Here is a 17,132-nt window from a genome sequence, read left to right as displayed (position 1 = left end):
CCATCGTAAGCGGTGGTGATCTGTTGCTAGAATCGAGACGCATAATAAAAAAGTGAGTTTAGGATGAACACGAAACAATTATTTAATAATCAAACAATCACATTAAAACGCACGGTTCTGATGAGCATGATGGCAATGAGTTTAGGGGGTATCAGCTTGTCTACCCAGGCACAAACTCCAGCTCAGTCCAATCAGCAGGAAATTGAGCAGTTGCGTCAGGAGGTTCAAGCTCTACGCGCCTTGATTGAACAGCAGCAGACTCAGACAGCTGCTGTGACTGCACCTGTAGCGACAACGCCGGTACCTGCAAATACAGCAGTAGCCCCTGCGAGCAAACCTGTGATGAAAATTGCCAGTGGGGCCGAGTTTAATCTATACGGTAATATCCGTGCTGATGCCTCTTATCAGGCTGAGGGCGGTGCAGCGACACGTATGTATAACCAGATTAATGCCGTACCTCTTGAAGGCACAGGTGAACGCAGTGATGAGTTTAAATCCACGCTTTCAGCCACCCGTTTAGGGATGGATTTTAAAGCGCCCGTGGGTGCTGGGGATAATGCCTTAAGCGGTAAGGTTGAGGTCGATTTCCTGGGTGGAGCTGGTTTTGACAACCTGCGTATCCGCCATGCCTATATCAGCTATGCTGACTGGTTAATTGGTCAAACCTGGTCAAACTTTGCAACTCCGGACTATATACCTGAGACGGTAGACGCACTGGTTTATGCCGGTGGTTCAATTAAACGGACACCTCAGATTCGTCATACCAGTTCTTTGAGTCCAGCGACCAATCTGGTGCTTGCAGTAGAAGATCCGAAAGATGCGACCATTACGGGAATCAAACAGCGTTTACCTGCCTTAACAGCACGCTTAAACCACAAATTTGCGGATAATCTTTCTGTCAGCGCGCGTGCGATGGGGAATGAAAAACGCGTGAATGAAGATGAAAAAACTGCATGGGGTGTAGGTGTAGGCGCGAAATACGAGTTTGTTCCAGGCACCAGCCTTAAGGCAGATTATTATCATGTCAAAGGGGATAGCAGTTTTGTCTCTTACGCCAATCCAGGTGTCGTTACAGCTGCTAATGGCGATCTTCTACAGAGTGAATTCGACTCGATTACAGTCGGTCTAACGCAGCAGTTTAATGATAAATTGCGTGGTACTGTAGGCTATGGTTATATGAATTTCGACCAAGATAATGGCTATCTTGCTGCTCCTGGTCTGAATCTAACAGCAGTGAACAAAGACCTTTGGCAGGCTTGGGCTAATGTGTTCTATAACCCTACAAAACCGCTGAGTTTTGGCCTTGAATATGTCTATGGCGAACGTGAAGCATTGGGTGCTGCACCAAATGGCAGTACAAAAGGTGAAGATAACCGAGTGAATGCCGTTGCAATTTACAGTTTCTAAGCTCTAGCGATTTACATAAGAAACTTAAAGCGTGGATGAATTAATCCACGCTTTTTGCATGATTCAGGATCACCTCTGCCAGCACATTGACAGCATTTTCTATCTCAGAAGTCCAGTCAAATGAACAGTTCAGGCGAATATAATTCTGGCTGGTATGTTCCGGTTTAAACAGCAAAGCGGGTGCAATAGCAATATTGTGCTGAATCAGCTGTTCATATAAAACCTGGCCATCCAGCTGTTCCGGCAATTTGATCCAGAGAAAATAGCCACTAGAATAATAATAAATTTCACAGACTGAATCTAAACGCATTTTGAGTTCCTGATAAAACTTTTGCTTATACTTTTCCAGCTGCTGTCTTAAATGGCGCAAATGCTTTTCATAATGATGATGGGACAGAAAATCGACCAGTGCATTTTGTAATAGTGGACTAACAGTCAAAGTACTCATGAGCTGTAAATGCTGGATCGCATCGGAAAATGGGCCAGCAAAGACCCAGCCGACTCGCGCACCCATGCCCAAGGTTTTAGAAAATGAAGAGCAGTGCAATACCCGTTGATGCTGATCAAAATATTTCACGGAAACCGGTTTATGAGCGCCGTAATTGAGTTCCTGATAGACATCATCTTCAATCAGATATACCTGATATTCATTCAACAGTTCCGCAATTCTTTGCTTGATCTCTGAATTTACCGTAAAGCCAATCGGATTATGTGCATTCAGCATCAGCCAACAGACTTTTATCGGGTACTGTTTAAGTGCTTGTTCAAATGATTCCAGGTCAAAACCAAACTGTGGATGTTCAGGGATTGTGATCACCTGCAAACCTAAACGTTCAGCCGCCTGCCAGGCACCATAAAAAATGGTTTGCTGGAGCAGGATAAAATCACCAGGTTGAGTCAAAGCCTGTAAAGACAGATTAAGGGCTTCCAATGCACCAGAAGTAATGACAATGTCATCCGAAGTGCAGTTTATGCCTTGTAACTGATAGCGGTTAGCAATCAGTTGGCGTAATTCCTGATTACCCGGTGGCATATGATTTTGATGGCTATAACTGCTTTTTCTTTTGCTATGCTGCGCCAAAATCTGCATAAACCGGCTGTTATATAACAGTTCAGCATTTGGAAAAGCTGAACCAAAAGGTGCAATATTTGGAGTTTGCAGTGACTTTAAATAATTAAATACCACAGAGTTAATTTTAACTTTGGAGTTTAAGCCAATCTGTACCGCGGGTTCTTTGCTGTTATAGGTTTGAGGTCGCTCCGCAATATAGTAGCCAGATTTATCTTTGGCATAGACCAATCCTTGCGATTCAAGCACCTGATAGGCATTAAGCACCGTCATCAGGCTATAGCCGGACAGTTCAGTTTGTTCCCGTAATGAAGGTAATTTGTCATGCTCCTTCCATGCGCCATTTTCAATCATCTGGCGAATATTTTGGGCTAGCTTTTCAGATTTGAACATAAGAAAATAAAATCTAAACTGTACTAATATAATCAGAATTATATTATGAATAAGTTATTAAAATATAACAAATCAAAAAAATAAGTGGCTAACTGTTATATTTTTTTAAATGAATATTGTATCTATACAGTTGATTTAGGTCTGCTGATAATAAAACTCATAACGCCAGACCAACCTATGGGTGATCATATGAATTCAGAAGACAACAAAGCACCAAAATATGCGGATAGCAGTATTTCTGATGCAGCATTCAAGAAGATGATTCTCTGGTTTGCACTTTATACTGGTTTATTCTGCCTCGGCGTTATCTTTGTAGTAAATGCAGACAAAATTATGATGAGCGGCTTTTAAAATTCTCTTCTCCCTGAACACTATCATCGCCCCAATCTAAATTGGGGCTTTTTTTATGCCACACATTACCAGTTTTATTTTCTACTTTTTCTGCATCCACTCTATGACTTTGTCACAATTTGACACTCACAAAGTCAGATTTCCTTGCTAGATTCAGACTGTTTGATGATAAAAATGAATACAGGCTTTTCGCCAGCGCATCATACAGAAATAACAACGATATAGCAGATGGACAAACAACAAGGATAAAGGAGTGAAGCATGCTCGGAAATATGATGTTCCAGCCCTTACTGATCAGCAGCATGATTGAACATGCCGGTCGTTATCATGCCGATACCGAGATCATTTCTAAAAATACCGATACCAGCATTAAAAAGACCAATTGGGGAGAAATCCGGGAAAACTCGAAACGTTTTGCCAATGTATTACAGCAATTCGGTCTGACACTCGGCGATCGGGTTGCGACAATTGCCTGGAATAATCATCGACATCTAGAATCATGGTATGCCATTTCGGGAAGTGGACTGGTTTGCCACACCATCAACCCGCGTTTATTTCCGGAACAGCTGGTATTTATTATCAATGACGCTGCCGATCGGGTACTGCTGTTTGATAAAACCTTTGCACCTTTAATTAAAGCCGTCAAACCGTTATTAAAAACTGTAGAACAGTATATTTGTCTGGATGCTGAAGATTCGTCGATTTGTGAAGCCATTCCGGAAGTTCAGTTTTATGATGATTTGCTTGCCCAGCAATCTGCAGAATTTGACTGGCCTGAACTGGATGAAAATACAGCGAGTTCACTGTGTTATACCTCCGGTACGACTGGAAATCCGAAAGGGGTTTTATATAGCCATCGCTCAACAGTGTTGCATAGTTATGCCATCATCATGCCGGATTCCCTGAATGTAGCAGCGCGTGACATCATGCTGCCGGTGGTGCCAATGTTCCATGTCAATGCCTGGGGAACCCCATATGCCGCTGCCATGGTCGGTTGTACTTTGGTGTTGCCGGGGCCGGGCCTGGATGGAGCCAGTCTGGTCAATCTGATTGATACGTATAAAGTATCTGTGGCTTTAGGTGTTCCAACGATCTGGCAAGGGCTGATTGCGGCTGCCCAGCAAAGTGGTTCAAAACTGGAAAGCCTGAAACGGAATGTGGTCGGTGGTTCTGCCTGTCCACCGGCTATGCTGAAAACCTTTAAAGAGCAGTTTAACTGTGAAACCATTCATGCTTGGGGGATGACTGAAACCAGTCCACTTGGTAGTGCCAATCAGCTAAAAACCAAACATCTTGATCTAGCGGATGAAGAAAAAATGCAGATTCGCTTGTCTCAAGGTCGTCCACCGTTTGGCGTTGATTTACGCTTAACCGATGAAGAAAAAGGAACTCAGGAAATTGCCCGCGACGGTGAAACCATAGGTAATCTGCAAATTAAAGGGCACTGGATCATTGATCATTATTTTGGTAAAGAAGAATCTGCGCTCACAGCAGATGGCTGGTTTGATACCGGAGATATTGCTACCTTAAATGAAGATGGATTTATGAAGCTGTGTGACCGTTCCAAAGATCTGATCAAGTCAGGCGGTGAATGGATCTCTTCAGTCGATCTTGAAAATATGGCGATGGGACATCCTGAAATTGCCATGGCTGCCGTGATTGCGGCACAGCATCCTAAATGGGATGAGCGTCCCGTTCTGATTGCGATTAAAAAGCCAGAGAGTCATGTGAGTGAAGCTGAAATGCTGGATTACTATGCGGACAAGGTCGCTAAATGGCAAATTCCGGATCGCGTGATCTTTGTAGATTCTATTCCGTTAAGTGGAACCGGCAAGATGCTGAAAAAAGACCTGCGTGAACTTTATGGCTCTATCTTGCTGGAACAGGCCGTAGGTTAAGCTATTTCTTTAAAAGGTAAAATTTTGCCTTTTTAACTCACCGAATATTTAAAACAGAAACTGATCTCTTATATAGAGGTCAGTTTTTTTATATGTTTTTGCTAAAAATATACAGACCAAAAAAGCAATTTATTCAGTTCATACAGTTTTAACAGCACTTTCTGGCTAGGATTGTCTTACAAAAAGTCCAACTATGGTTTCTAAGCACATAATTTGACCTACATTGACATGGTGTGAGCTTCAAAATTCTTTATTCTGGACTACATAATAAATAGACAGTTGTACATTAATGCTGTCTGCGGAATAGAGGGGATAAAAATGACAAGTATGACAACCTACAAGCCGCATTGGATTCGTGAAGATTTCATTGATTTTGTTGGTGAAAAAATCCATCCAACCTGGGCACTCAAAAAAGTCAAAGCATCGGTCGTGAATATTCAGGCGGTTAGCCCAGACTTTTTCAAAATCCAGTTACGTCCAAATTATAACTTTAACCGCGGATCATTTCAGGCCGGTCAAAATATCGCGGTGACTCTGCGTCTGGATGGAGTACGTCATCAACGTCATTATTCTATCGTGACCATTTTAAAAAATGGTGATGTGATTATTGCAGTCAAGCAGCAAGGTAAAGTGTCGCGTGCCCTAACTTTATTGCAACTAGGTGCAGTGGTCGAGCTGTCTCAGCCACAGGGCGAATTTACCTTATTAAACTCTCCTAAACCGATTCTGTTTCTGGCATCAGGCAGTGGCATTACTGCAATTTATTCCTTATTGCAAAAAGCAGTCGTGCAGTTTCAGCATCCGATTGATCTAATCTATTTCACCCGTGATGATGCATTTCATGCCGAGATCAAAACCTTGGCGTTGATGCATCCTCATCTGAAATATCATCATTTTAATACAGTCGAGCATAAGCAACATCTGAGCCAGCAATTGCTAAACAAGCTGGTACCAGACTTTGAACAGCGTGAAATCTATGCCTGTGGTTCAGCGGGAATGATGAAAACTGCACTCAAAATTGCCGATAAACTGGCGGTGAAATCCAGCTTCCATTCTGAATATTTCCAGATTGCGATGGATGAAAAAGTGAAAGCACAGCCTGTACAGTTTTTAAGATCGCAGCAGGAATTCCAGGCAGAATCTAATCTGCTGGAAAGTGCAGAGCAGGCGGGTCTTCGTCCAGCGCATGGTTGCCGTATGGGCATTTGTAATACTTGCTCATGTACTAAAGTCAGCGGTTCGGTGAAAAACATGCTGACGGGTGAGATCGACCACGGCAGCAATACTCCAATCAAACTTTGTATTTCACAGGCCGTCAGTCCTGTGGTGATTAATTTATAAGCTATTTCAACCATTACTAAACGAATAAGAAGGTGCTCCCATGAATATGCAAATTGATTTTAAAAAACACAGTAAATCTCAATTTCTAAGCCCGGAACAGGTTGAAGAGTTCGGTGCCAAGGTTGATGCTATCCGCCGTGAAGTAATGGAAGATTTGGGCGAAAAAGATGCAGAATATATTTATAAAATCCGTAATTTTGTACGTTATAGCGAGATTGCTTCCCGTGGCATGCTGATGTTTGCAGGCTGGTTGCCGCCGGTCTGGTTAGCGGGAACAGGCTTATTGGGTATCTCGAAAATCGTGGAAAATATGGAACTTGGCCATAACGTGATGCACGGCCAGTTCGACTGGATGAATGATCCGAGTCTGAATGGTTCGACTTATGATTGGGATACTATTTCCACTGGGGATGACTGGAAATACACGCATAATTATATTCACCACACGTATACCAATATTGTCGGTATGGATCACGATGTCGGTTATGGTCTGATCCGTGTCAGTGAATCTCAGCCGTGGGAACTACGTTTTATCTGGAATATTCCTTTAACCATTCAGTTGATGGTGTTCTTTGAATGGTATGTGGGTGTACAGCGTTTGCATCTGGAAGATGTCATTGCCTATAAAACTAAAACCTGGAAACAGGTCTGGGAAGAAGCAGCTCCTTTACACAAAAAAATGCGCCGTCAGGTCCTAAAAGATTATGTATTTTTCCCACTGATTGCCGGTCCAAATGCGATTCCAGTATTTACCGGGAATGCGGTTGCCAATGTGATTCGTAGCCTATGGGCGTCTGCGGTGATCTTTAATGGACATTTCACTGAAGATGCAGAAACCTTTGAAATGGACAATACCGACAATGAAACCCGTGCGGAATGGTATCTGCGTCAGATCCGTGGTTCGAGCAACTTCAGTGGCGCGAACTGGTTGCATATTCTGAGTGGTAATTTAAGCCATCAGATTGAGCATCATCTGTTCCCAGATATGCCAGCAAACCGTTATGCCGAAGTAGCACCAAAAATCAAAGCCTTATGTGCTGAGTACGGGATTCACTATAACGAAGCCAGCTTTATGAAACAGTTCTCGACTGTATGGGTCAGACTGGCGAAATGCTCACTGCCAAATGAATGGAATCAGCAAATTGCAGAAAAAACTCACGCAGTTAAATCGGTGTTTCGTTACTTTAAATCCAAACTTGTAAATTAATTTTTTAAGGTTTCTCTATTATCCAGTTTGGTACTCCTCAATAGATTTGGATGGTCTATTGAGGATTTTTTTATCTGTTAAAAAGTGGTCAGTTCACACGAATTTATGAATGAAATATGAAGATGATTTTCAAAAAATGACGAAGGCGGGACAGATTTACTACCGCTGAAACGCTTCGCCTACAAGCTAAGCGTTTACCTCAAGGAGGTTCTTTTTATAATGGCCGCGTTCTATCATTCAAGGTCTCAGTTTTGAAATATCTTAAATATTTTTCAGGCATCTCACTTTTATTGCTGTTAACCGCGTGTAATACCCCGGAAACTCCAGCACCAGATTATCAGGGGAACTGGAAAAATACACTGGAAAATCCAAAATTGGAAAATATCCTGGTGATTTCCAAAAATGGTGAAAACTATTTCATTACCAATACTATTAAAGACAAAGAAAGCGGCAAAACTGACAAGAAAAATCCGATGCCAGCTTCAGTCGCTGATAATGGTCTGCTTCAGATTAATTCAGGTACAGGTGTCGTTGATTTCGCAATTGACGAAAAAACTGGCAATCTGGTCGGTTCAGGCTCCGTCTATAAAAAAGCCAAATAATGCTCTAATCTAATCAATTCAGAGATAACACGAAAAATGCCATGATCAGGGAGGATTCATGGCATTTTTTTAGTTCACCAATTTTATGAGACCAGCAAAATCTTCTACAAAATAATCTGCCTTGGCTTTGATCAGATCTATTTCATGCGCAGAATACTGGTCGTAAATTGCAACGACATCAATTCCCGCATTGTTGGCAGCTTCCACCCCAATTAAAGAGTCTTCAACAATCAGGCAATCTTTAGCCTCAATTTCAAAATGCTGGAGCGCATTTAAATACACTTCTGGATGCGGTTTGATATTCTCGACATTTTCACGAGTCAAAATAATCGCAAAATCATCATCAAAACTGATTTTCTGATTAATCTTCTGGTTATTGTCCTGATAACGCTGCACATTGAACAAGCTGGTGGTAGTCGTGAGTGCCAATTGTATCCCTTGCTGTTTTAGGGCTTGAATCAGTAGCTCAGCTTGCGGTTTGAGTTCAATCACATGATCCAGAAAATGCCGTGAAATATGATAACGACGGTTTTTAACCTCTTCCTTGCTGGGTTCAAAACCATATAGCTCTTTTAAATAGCCACAATATTCCAGATAAGGATCGGGCATATGTCTAAAGGCTTTCAGTTGCAGGTCACGCTGTTGCTGAATCTGATCCAGACCGACTTCGATCCCCGATAATTCCAGAATCAGGGCAGCATCGACCTGGTTCCAGATCCCCACTGAATCAATTAAGGTTCCATCTAGGTCAAAACACACCAGCTTTTTATCTTTAAACATGTCACCCCCATTTTTCTTTCGCCGCCATTATCCCGTTTTTAGAAAGAGATAAAAAGTCCAGTTTGGGTGCACATCCAGACTGTATTTATCAGTGAATTACTAAAATGAACTTATTTTGAGCATTTTAAGTATTACTAATAATAAAAATCGTAATACTAAATTGGCACAGCATTTGCATTTATCTACACATCCTAATTTGAATATTTATTCTTTATAAGAAACAACTCGCTAGTTACTTTTTGTTACCTAACGGTTATATAAGAAAACCTAAAACTATTTAATTTAGTCTTTATTGATCAATTTATAGTCAGAACTATTTCATATCTTTACAACGGTTTATTTAATCTCTTATTTTCCTTAAGGTATTGTCCACTTCTTAACTCATTGAATTATAAAAGGGGAGCAATGCTAGAATTTAAAAATCAAATCGTACACGGCGCAATTTTCGATATGGATGGAACCATGTTTGATACTGAACGTTTGCGCTTTCAAACCTTGCAACAAGCTTCGCGTGAGCTGATCGGCGTCGAATTTTCTGAAAACTATTTAATGCAGTGCTTGGGCTTAAGTGCCCGTAGTGCCGAGCAGCTGGCCAAAGAGCGTTATGGACAAGATGTTCCTTATGCCGAGATCCGCCAGCGTGCTGATGTACTGGAACTAGAACATGTACGCAATTATGGTGTTCCAATTAAAAAAGGTTTATTACAGGTACTGGAACGCCTACGCAAGGCAGGCCTAAAAATGGCTGTGGCGACTTCGAGTCGACGCGCGATCGCAGAAGAATATCTGATCAATGCCAATGTCTATAAATTTTTTGATGTGCTAGTGTGTGGCGATGAGATTAAACAGGGGAAACCTCATCCAGAAATTTTTATCAGCGCAGCCGAAAAAATCAATTTAAGTCCGACTCAATGCCTGATGTTTGAAGATTCTGAAAATGGTCTGCGATCTGCCTATGATGCAGGTGGTATGACGGTACTTTTTAAAGATATTAAAACGCCGAATGAATCGATGCTGGCACAAGCCCAGTATTATTATGAAACGATGGAGGATTTTCTGACAGATCTGAACCAGTTTGTTCCGGTTCTGGAAATGCCAGAACTTGAGACGGCATTTCCGCAAACGCTGAATCAGTTAACAGTTGGGATTCACGGCTTCGGTGCAATTGGCGGTGGTTATTTGGCTCAGGTGTTATCACACTGGGATGGTTATACGCGTCCACGTAAAATTATTGCCTCAACGCGTAATCCACTCTATCAATCTGCCGTAAATGCGTTTGGCACCTATTGCATTCGTTACGGTCAGAACTCTTTTGACCAGCGTATTGAAAATATGAGTGTGATTGATGCGCATGATCTGGAGCAAATGCAGAACATGTATATTGAATCCTGTCTGGTGGCAGTCTGTGTCCCTGAGGAAGCTCTGGTTTCTGAAGCAGAGGTAATTGCACAGGGTTTATATGCGCGATACTTGGCTTATGGGCAACAGGAACAGCCGCTGACGCTGTTAATTATCCTGAATAAAATCGGGGCCAAACAGCTGGTGATGCAGCAGATTCTGAGCCGTCTGAAACAGATTACGGATGAACAGACAGCGCAGCACATTATGGATCAGCATTATTTCTGTGACACAGTGGTGAACCGTATGGTATCCAAACTGTCCGACCAGAAACTGTACCGTCAGCTGCGCATCAAATACAACATGTTCAAGCAGTATCAGCTGGATGAAGATCTGTCCGTAGTGGATCTGGATGATTCTACAGCCCTGAATGCAGAGCAGGAACATCAGGCCGGGTTGTATATTGAAGACCTGCGCCGTAATTTCCAGCCGAGTCATATTCTGCAGTCAATGGATCTGATTCTGTTTAATGCCGAAACGGATATGCCAATCTATGTGGAAAATAACAGTCCATTATTGGCTAAAATGCGCCAAATGATTCTGGTAGATGATATTGCCAATATCCAGCTGATTAAAAACCGCTTATGGAATGGTGTGCATGCGATGATGGCCTGGTATGCCAGCCTGCGCGGTCATCAGACCATTGGCGTGGCCATGTCAGATCATGCGGTCAGAAAATTCATGCAGCAGGCCTTAGCGCAGGTGAAGCATGGTCTCTGTTACCAGATTCCTAAGCATGCTTCAGATCTGGAACGTCTGGCACAAAGTTTTACTGAATCCTGTGCCTATGCTTATCAGGACCCATGTGCACGTGTAGGGCGTGAACCCTTAAGAAAGCTGAAACACAATGAACGGGTTATGGGTTCATTATCGACCTTGCTTAAATATAGTTTACCGTTTGATGTGGTTTTAAAAGGCGCAGTGTTAGGTTATATCTATGCTCTGGAACAGGGTGAATGCGAGCAGCAGGAACTGTTGATGCATTTACAAATCCAGTTAAGACATATGGCATTAGAGCCGCAGCTATATGAGACCTTGTATGATGAAATGTCACAATTCATCAATCAGATTATCGCTGGAAAATTGTCCTTACAAAAATTCATGCAACTGGATTTGCAGCAAGCGCTCAGCTAAATATCAGCAGTAAATAAAAAGACCCAGAACGATTCTGGGTCTTTTTTTATGGAAGTTTATAAATTTATAATTTATACAGTCGTGGATTCTTGCTGATAAATACAGGATTGGGCAATCTGTTGCTGATCATCTGCGGACAGATCAATATTTTCCCATTTTTCCATCTGCTCTAATAGCCAGATAAAATCGGTGAATTGAGGCTCAACACTTTCACCTGCAAGGTTACGAATAATATTCTGAATCTTATGGAAGTCATAAACGTGTCGAGAAGCTGAACATTCAAACTGGATAATCTGATAATCCATCAGCATGTCCCAGACTTCAGAAAGATCCGTAGCATGCTTTAAATCCATCTGGGCTTTATTTACAGCTGCGACTAAGGCCTCTACAGTCAGTGGATGCAACTCGCCCCATTCCTGAGTTATTGCTAGTACTTTATCTGCCACTTTAGGAATCACATTTTGGCTTGCTGCGACAATCAGGCTATAACCTTCAAGCTTGGCCTGAATATTCCAAGGTTCACCCACACAAAAACCATCAAAAATCTGTGCTGCAATCCCTTTGACCATCAAAGGGGGAGGTGAGGTCTTGAGCAATATATTTTTAGCATATTGCGCATCAGTTAAAGCCAGCCATTCTCTTAAACAGTAATGATGAATGGAGTATTTATAAACATGAGCCAGACCTACTTTATGTTGCTGCTTTAAGGCACTGACCAGCTTTTGTGACGTGATCTGTTCATTATCTTCAGGCTGAATGCTCAGTTCATAACACAAATCCTGTCTTAAGCTGATAAATGCCTGATTGATACTGAGGACTAATGGGGTCTGCAAAGCGACTTGTAACTGGTCTGCGCCCAAAGCAGCCGCGGGAAGCATGGCAGACAGGCAATGGGCAGCATCCAGAAAGCCATAGGCCAGACGGTCGCGTAAGCTGGACCAGGAGGCTTCACGGATCAGGTTTACCTTTAAACCCTGTTCAGTAAAATAACCTTGTCGCTCCGCCCAAAGAATGGCAACACAATCAAGCAGTGGAATATAGCCAATATTGAGTTCTGTTTTTTCTAATGTTGTCATTGAATGCTCCTTATTGGCCGGATAACAGTTTTTGTGCATCAAGTAAGCGCCTTGCCATATCGCCAATGGTAATCCGGTGACTCATGGCATTTTTGCGCAACAGGGCAAATGCTTCTTCTTCGCTCAGTCCATGCAGCTGGATCAGCAGGACTTTGGCTTTATCAATATCCCTGCGATCACTTAATTTTTCCTGAGTTTCCTTCAGGTCATGTAACAGTTTTTTATGTTTCTGGAATTGTTCAATCGATATTTCCAGAATATTTTCCAGTTTGGTTGGATCAATCCCGTCCACAATATATGCCGTGACTCCGGCATCAATGGCATTTCTGATGGTGTCCTTGTTGGAATTTTGGGTAAATAGAACCGTAGGTAATTCATACTGACTCACGCAGCTTTCGATAATATCGCGATGAGGATGATCCATATTTAACAGAATGACATCGGCATGCAGGCTTTTGATATCAACAATGTTGAGGTCATTCAGAATGACACAGGCCACCACATGAAAATCATGCGCAAGTAAAGAAGCCTGAATAAATTCAGCGCGTTCTGGATCATCATCAATCAGGGCAATTCGTAATTTAGACATGCAAGATTTTTAACTAGTACATCGGGGAATATTCTATGAGGACTTATGCAAAAAACATACCATGCAATTTGGTGCAAAAAATCAGGAGATCAGGTTAAAAGTGTCATAAAAATAGTGCATAGAGTCTGATGAGACTAAATTACTCTGACTAAAATGAGGCGTAACCAAAATAATCGCACTAAAATAAGGAATTTTAAGACAATAAAGAATATAAAATTTATCGCTTAGATCAATTTTAATTTCATCAAGATGATCGGGAAAAATAAAAAAATCAAATATAGATAAAAATATTGGAATAATAATTGCTTATTTTTAATCCACTATAAAATAAAAAGGTGGAATAGACATGAAATTAAAACTTATACCATCACTGCTAGTAATAAGCAGTCTTTTGATGGCGGGTAATGTGATGGCAGAAGATGGTGGTTTACGTTTTACCGAGAAAACTCTGGCCAAAGTGGCAGAAATGAAAACCAAGAAAAAATCAGCTGAAACCCAGCAAGCTGTACCATTACAAGCACAAGTAATCGAAAATGCCTCTAAATAAAATAATAGCCAGAATACATGAAGAAACTCTCCAGCAGGAGGGTTTCTTTTTTGGGCTGAAATCTATAAGCCATAGTTCAAAAAATAAGAATTCTATTTTCTAGTTATGACTAAGATTTTGGTCTAGAAACCTGTCTATTAAACTGATCTTGATGAATCAGAATATTGTTTATATCTTCAAAATTTTTAATTTAAATCACTTTTTGCCAACTCGAATTAGATGGTTACAAGAAAAAAATACATATCTATAAATTACAAATACTTAATAAATTAGATGTCAGAACTTGTATGAATCTGTCTGTGATCTTGTAAAGTACTGACAGATTTTTTGTATAGAAAAAATTAAAAATATTGCCGCACCAGTCAGATATTTTGGCAGAAAATATCTGCTTAATTTTACATGCTTCATTTATGCTACAGCTTAAATTTTAGGCCAAGTCCTAAAGCAGATCAGGATCACTTATACAGGATTGTATAAATTCGCCATGAATATGATAAAAATTCCTCTCAAAAAAAATCCGCTTAGCCTGATGATATTGTCGGCATTTTCAGGCCATCTTTATGCTGAAACTACGCTAGCACAGGATAGTGTTCAGCAACTGGACACTATTGTGGTGACCACTGAGCAAAATACAAATTCCCAGCAACAGACTGCGGCCGAACTCGCTAAAGTTTCGGGAGGAACCAATTTTATTTCAGATCAGCAGCTCGAACATCAGCGTCTGGGAACCATTGCTGACGTCTTTCGTCTCCAGCCCGGCATTTATGCCCAATCGCCGGGCAATGAAGGAGCCAAAATTTCTATCCGTGGTTCTGGCATTAACCGTACTTCTGGTGCACATGCATCCGGAACTTATGTCATGATCGATGATATTCCCTTTACCGGACCGGGTGGTACAGCTTATGAACTGCTTGAACCATGGTGGATTGATCATGTTGAGGTGTACCGTGGTGCCAATGGTTTAAAACAGGGCGGATTGTCCTTAGGTGGAACAGTTAATTATAAAAGTAAGACTGGTGCAGAGCAGAATGGCTCTGAATTAAAATATGAAACGGGTAGCCATGGCTATCAGAAATACCAGTTTAGTACTGGCCGACAACTCGATAAGTTAGATTATTATCTGACAGTAACGGGTTCACAGTTTGATGGGATTCAGGATCATGCCGAAGGTGATGGTAAAGGTCTGGCTTTTAATCTGGGTTATCAGATCAGTCCAGATATTGAGACCCGCTTTTATGCCCGTTACCGTGAAAGCAAACATTTAACGCCAGGGCGCATTACCCAGGAACAGCTCAAGAATAATCCTGAAGCAGCCAATGATTTTAATCTGGCTGTAGATGCCAAGCGGATTCAACCGGGCAGTACCTGGCTGGCAAATACTACCACTTGGAACTTGCAGGATGATGCCAAACTGACCGGTAGTCTGGCTTATCACCATTATCCACTGGATCTACGTGAAAGTAGTTATCGTACCAATGTCGATTATGAGGATATTAGTGCGCGGGTTCAGTATGAGAAACCTTATCAGTTATTCGGTCTTGAACATCAAGGAAAAGTTGCTTTTCGAAGTACCACGCACCGTCCGAATAGTGGTGTAACCGAAACAATTCGACGTGATACTACAATTGATGGCACGCTTTATCCGGCAGATACCGTAACACGCCGTTATACCTATCGTGGTTCAGACAATGTGCTGCAATTTGATCAGGAAACCCAGTTGAATGATCAGTTTAAGCTTGATCTAGGATTGGCCGCAGCTTATACCCATCGTGAAAGTGAAGTGACTTATCCGGAGGCTAGTCCTGAAGTTAGCCGTTATGAATGGAATTTTGCACCGCGTATTGGCCTGACTTATCAAGCAAATGAGGCGCTGCAATGGTTTGCCAATTTAAGTCGTAGTATTGAACCGGCACATCCATGGGCGATGGCTTGGTCTTCGCCATATTATTTTGGCAGTGGTGTCGCTGCAGGACGAGTGCGTGAACCTATTTATCTGGACACGCAAACTGCAAATACTTTAGAACTGGGTGGCAGGGGCCAATCAGCTTGGGGTGATTGGGCACTGAGTTATTATTATTCCAGAGTTAAAAATGAGCTATTGTCTTCTGAAATGATTAAGAAGTATGACAATAGCACGGCTCTCCCAGAAGAACGGATTAGTGTTGAATCCAATGCGACTCCAACCCTTCATCAAGGTGTAGAACTCAGTCTGGATACACCATTGTATGTATCGCAGCAGGGCGAGCTTCGCCTACGACAGGCTTATACCTTGAGTGATTTCCAATATAAAAACGATCCTTTATTTGGTAAAAACCAGTTGCCGGGAATTCCAAAACACCTTTATCAGGCGCAGCTCAGTTATGCCTTGAATAATGGTCTTTATATGGGGCTAAATACTGAATATGCATCGAAGATGGCACATGATTATGCCAACAGCCGCTTCAGTGATGATTATCAGATTTGGGGTATAGATCTGGGATATGCGCCAGAAGATCAGTCATGGAGTGCCTGGGTTAACTTCAAGAACATCACGGATGAAAAATATGCAGCAGTGGTGATTCCAGGTCTTAATGATAATGGGAAAGATGAAGCACGATCTTCACCAGGTGAAGGCTTCTCGACTTATGCAGGTGTGTCGTTTAAATTTTAAAATAATCACTGCATAAAAAAGCGGGCATTTTTGCCCGCTTTTTGATCCTGTCAGCTTGTATAAAACTAGCCTTCCAGAATTCCACTGACACCTGTCACAATCATATCAATGGCAATGGTTCCGATTAACAGTGCTGCGACACGACCGACGATATCGACATAAAGGTCAATATAATTGGAATATTTGTGCTGCATATGATCATGCAGATATTTCATCAGGATCAGTAAGCTGCAGGTTAAAAATAAAGTAAAAAAGATCACTAAAATAGTCTGCATTAAACTGAGCTGTACACCGGTAATGACCGAAGCCGAAATTGTTCCAGGGCCAATCATAAAGGGCATGGCAATGGTGCCCGCCAGATGATTTGGTGCTCCACGCATAACCCCAATGGTATCTGCACCTTCAAAGACATAGCGGTAACCAATCACCAGAAAAATCAGACCACCAAAAATCTGGAAGGATTCAAAGCGAGCATGTAGCACTTCATTAAAGAAGGCTTCACCAGTTTTCGCAAAAATGATGAAAACAATAAAGCTGATCAGGCTGCCCTGAATCAATGCCATATTGAAGACCTTTGCTTCGGAATTACGAATAATTCCGAGCATATAGATACTCATCAAAAATGGATTGAGTAACGAAAAAAACAGGGCAAAGGCATTTAAACTTGCTGACATCATTCAATCCTTCCGT

14 protein-coding genes are annotated in these 17,132 nt (G+C 41.7%); 9 read left to right on the top strand and 5 right to left on the bottom strand.

The genetic code is table 11. From position 1 onward, the window contains the following. The first annotated feature begins 63 nt into the window (after positions 1 to 63). A complete protein-coding gene (locus FTV25_RS01865; RefSeq protein ID WP_180002029.1) occupies positions 64 to 1,407 on the top strand; it encodes a DcaP family trimeric outer membrane transporter in 1,344 nt (447 codons plus the stop codon). Between the two features lie 40 nt (positions 1,408 to 1,447). Here the strand turns inward: FTV25_RS01865 and FTV25_RS01860 are convergent, their stop codons facing one another. Continuing rightward, the gene (locus tag FTV25_RS01860) at positions 1,448 to 2,869 is read right to left on the bottom strand and encodes a PLP-dependent aminotransferase family protein (RefSeq protein ID WP_180002028.1); all 1,422 of its coding nucleotides are present in this window, start codon (positions 2,867 to 2,869) and stop codon (positions 1,448 to 1,450) included. A 189-nt stretch (positions 2,870 to 3,058) separates the two neighbouring features. Here FTV25_RS01860 and FTV25_RS01855 point away from each other — a divergent pair, with 189 nt between their 5' ends. From FTV25_RS01855 to FTV25_RS01835, 5 genes are all read left to right on the top strand, one after another. Further along, the gene (locus FTV25_RS01855) at positions 3,059 to 3,220 is read left to right on the top strand and encodes a hypothetical protein (protein ID WP_166138668.1); all 162 of its coding nucleotides are present in this window, start codon (positions 3,059 to 3,061) and stop codon (positions 3,218 to 3,220) included. A gap of 260 nt (positions 3,221 to 3,480) precedes the next feature. Next, a complete protein-coding gene (locus FTV25_RS01850) occupies positions 3,481 to 5,118 on the top strand; it encodes a long-chain-fatty-acid--CoA ligase (RefSeq protein WP_180002027.1) in 1,638 nt (545 codons plus the stop codon). Positions 5,119 to 5,436: 318 nt separating this feature from the next. Next, positions 5,437 to 6,459, top strand: a complete 1,023-nt coding sequence (locus tag FTV25_RS01845) for a flavin reductase family protein (RefSeq protein WP_180002026.1) — start codon at positions 5,437 to 5,439, stop codon at positions 6,457 to 6,459. A 40-nt stretch (positions 6,460 to 6,499) separates the two neighbouring features. Continuing rightward, positions 6,500 to 7,666, top strand: coding sequence for an acyl-CoA desaturase (locus FTV25_RS01840; RefSeq protein WP_180002025.1), 1,167 nt, complete (start codon positions 6,500 to 6,502; stop codon positions 7,664 to 7,666). A gap of 251 nt (positions 7,667 to 7,917) precedes the next feature. Beyond that, the gene (locus FTV25_RS01835; RefSeq protein ID WP_159122938.1) at positions 7,918 to 8,268 is read left to right on the top strand and encodes a hypothetical protein; all 351 of its coding nucleotides are present in this window, start codon (positions 7,918 to 7,920) and stop codon (positions 8,266 to 8,268) included. 69 nt (positions 8,269 to 8,337) lie between these two features. On the opposite strand, the gene FTV25_RS01830 is transcribed toward FTV25_RS01835, so the two are convergent. Further along, complete coding sequence (locus FTV25_RS01830; protein WP_180002024.1) at positions 8,338 to 9,048, bottom strand: HAD family phosphatase; 711 nt, start codon at positions 9,046 to 9,048, stop codon at positions 8,338 to 8,340. Positions 9,049 to 9,453: 405 nt separating this feature from the next. On the opposite strand from FTV25_RS01830, the gene mtlD reads away from it, so the two are divergent. Continuing rightward, positions 9,454 to 11,580 (top strand): bifunctional mannitol-1-phosphate dehydrogenase/phosphatase, encoded by a 2,127-nt coding sequence (gene mtlD, locus FTV25_RS01825; RefSeq protein WP_180002023.1) that lies wholly within the window; start codon positions 9,454 to 9,456, stop codon positions 11,578 to 11,580. 71 nt (positions 11,581 to 11,651) lie between these two features. On the opposite strand, the gene FTV25_RS01820 is transcribed toward mtlD, so the two are convergent. Next, positions 11,652 to 12,656, bottom strand: a complete 1,005-nt coding sequence (locus FTV25_RS01820; RefSeq protein ID WP_180002022.1) for an ABC transporter substrate-binding protein — start codon at positions 12,654 to 12,656, stop codon at positions 11,652 to 11,654. A 10-nt stretch (positions 12,657 to 12,666) separates the two neighbouring features. Beyond that, the gene (locus FTV25_RS01815; protein WP_004785667.1) at positions 12,667 to 13,245 is read right to left on the bottom strand and encodes an ANTAR domain-containing response regulator; all 579 of its coding nucleotides are present in this window, start codon (positions 13,243 to 13,245) and stop codon (positions 12,667 to 12,669) included. A 394-nt stretch (positions 13,246 to 13,639) separates the two neighbouring features. Between FTV25_RS01815 and FTV25_RS01810 the strand changes: the two genes are divergently transcribed. After that, entirely contained in the window at positions 13,640 to 13,792 is a 153-nt protein-coding gene (locus tag FTV25_RS01810; protein WP_180002021.1) for a hypothetical protein, read from the top strand. Between the two features lie 484 nt (positions 13,793 to 14,276). Beyond that, on the top strand, positions 14,277 to 16,442 hold the full coding sequence (locus FTV25_RS01805) for a TonB-dependent receptor domain-containing protein (protein ID WP_180002020.1): 2,166 nt from the start codon (positions 14,277 to 14,279) through the stop codon (positions 16,440 to 16,442). Positions 16,443 to 16,507: 65 nt separating this feature from the next. Here FTV25_RS01805 and FTV25_RS01800 read toward each other — a convergent pair whose 3' ends face one another. Continuing rightward, entirely contained in the window at positions 16,508 to 17,116 is a 609-nt protein-coding gene (locus tag FTV25_RS01800; RefSeq protein ID WP_159122944.1) for a MarC family protein, read from the bottom strand. Positions 17,117 to 17,132 lie beyond the last annotated feature (16 nt).

Origin of the sequence: Acinetobacter sp. YH12249, assembly GCF_013417475.1 — a bacterium.
Lineage (GTDB): Bacteria > Pseudomonadota > Gammaproteobacteria > Pseudomonadales > Moraxellaceae > Acinetobacter.
The sequence above is the reverse complement of the archived record's forward strand: the minus strand, read 5'-3'. Positions and strand labels throughout refer to the sequence as shown.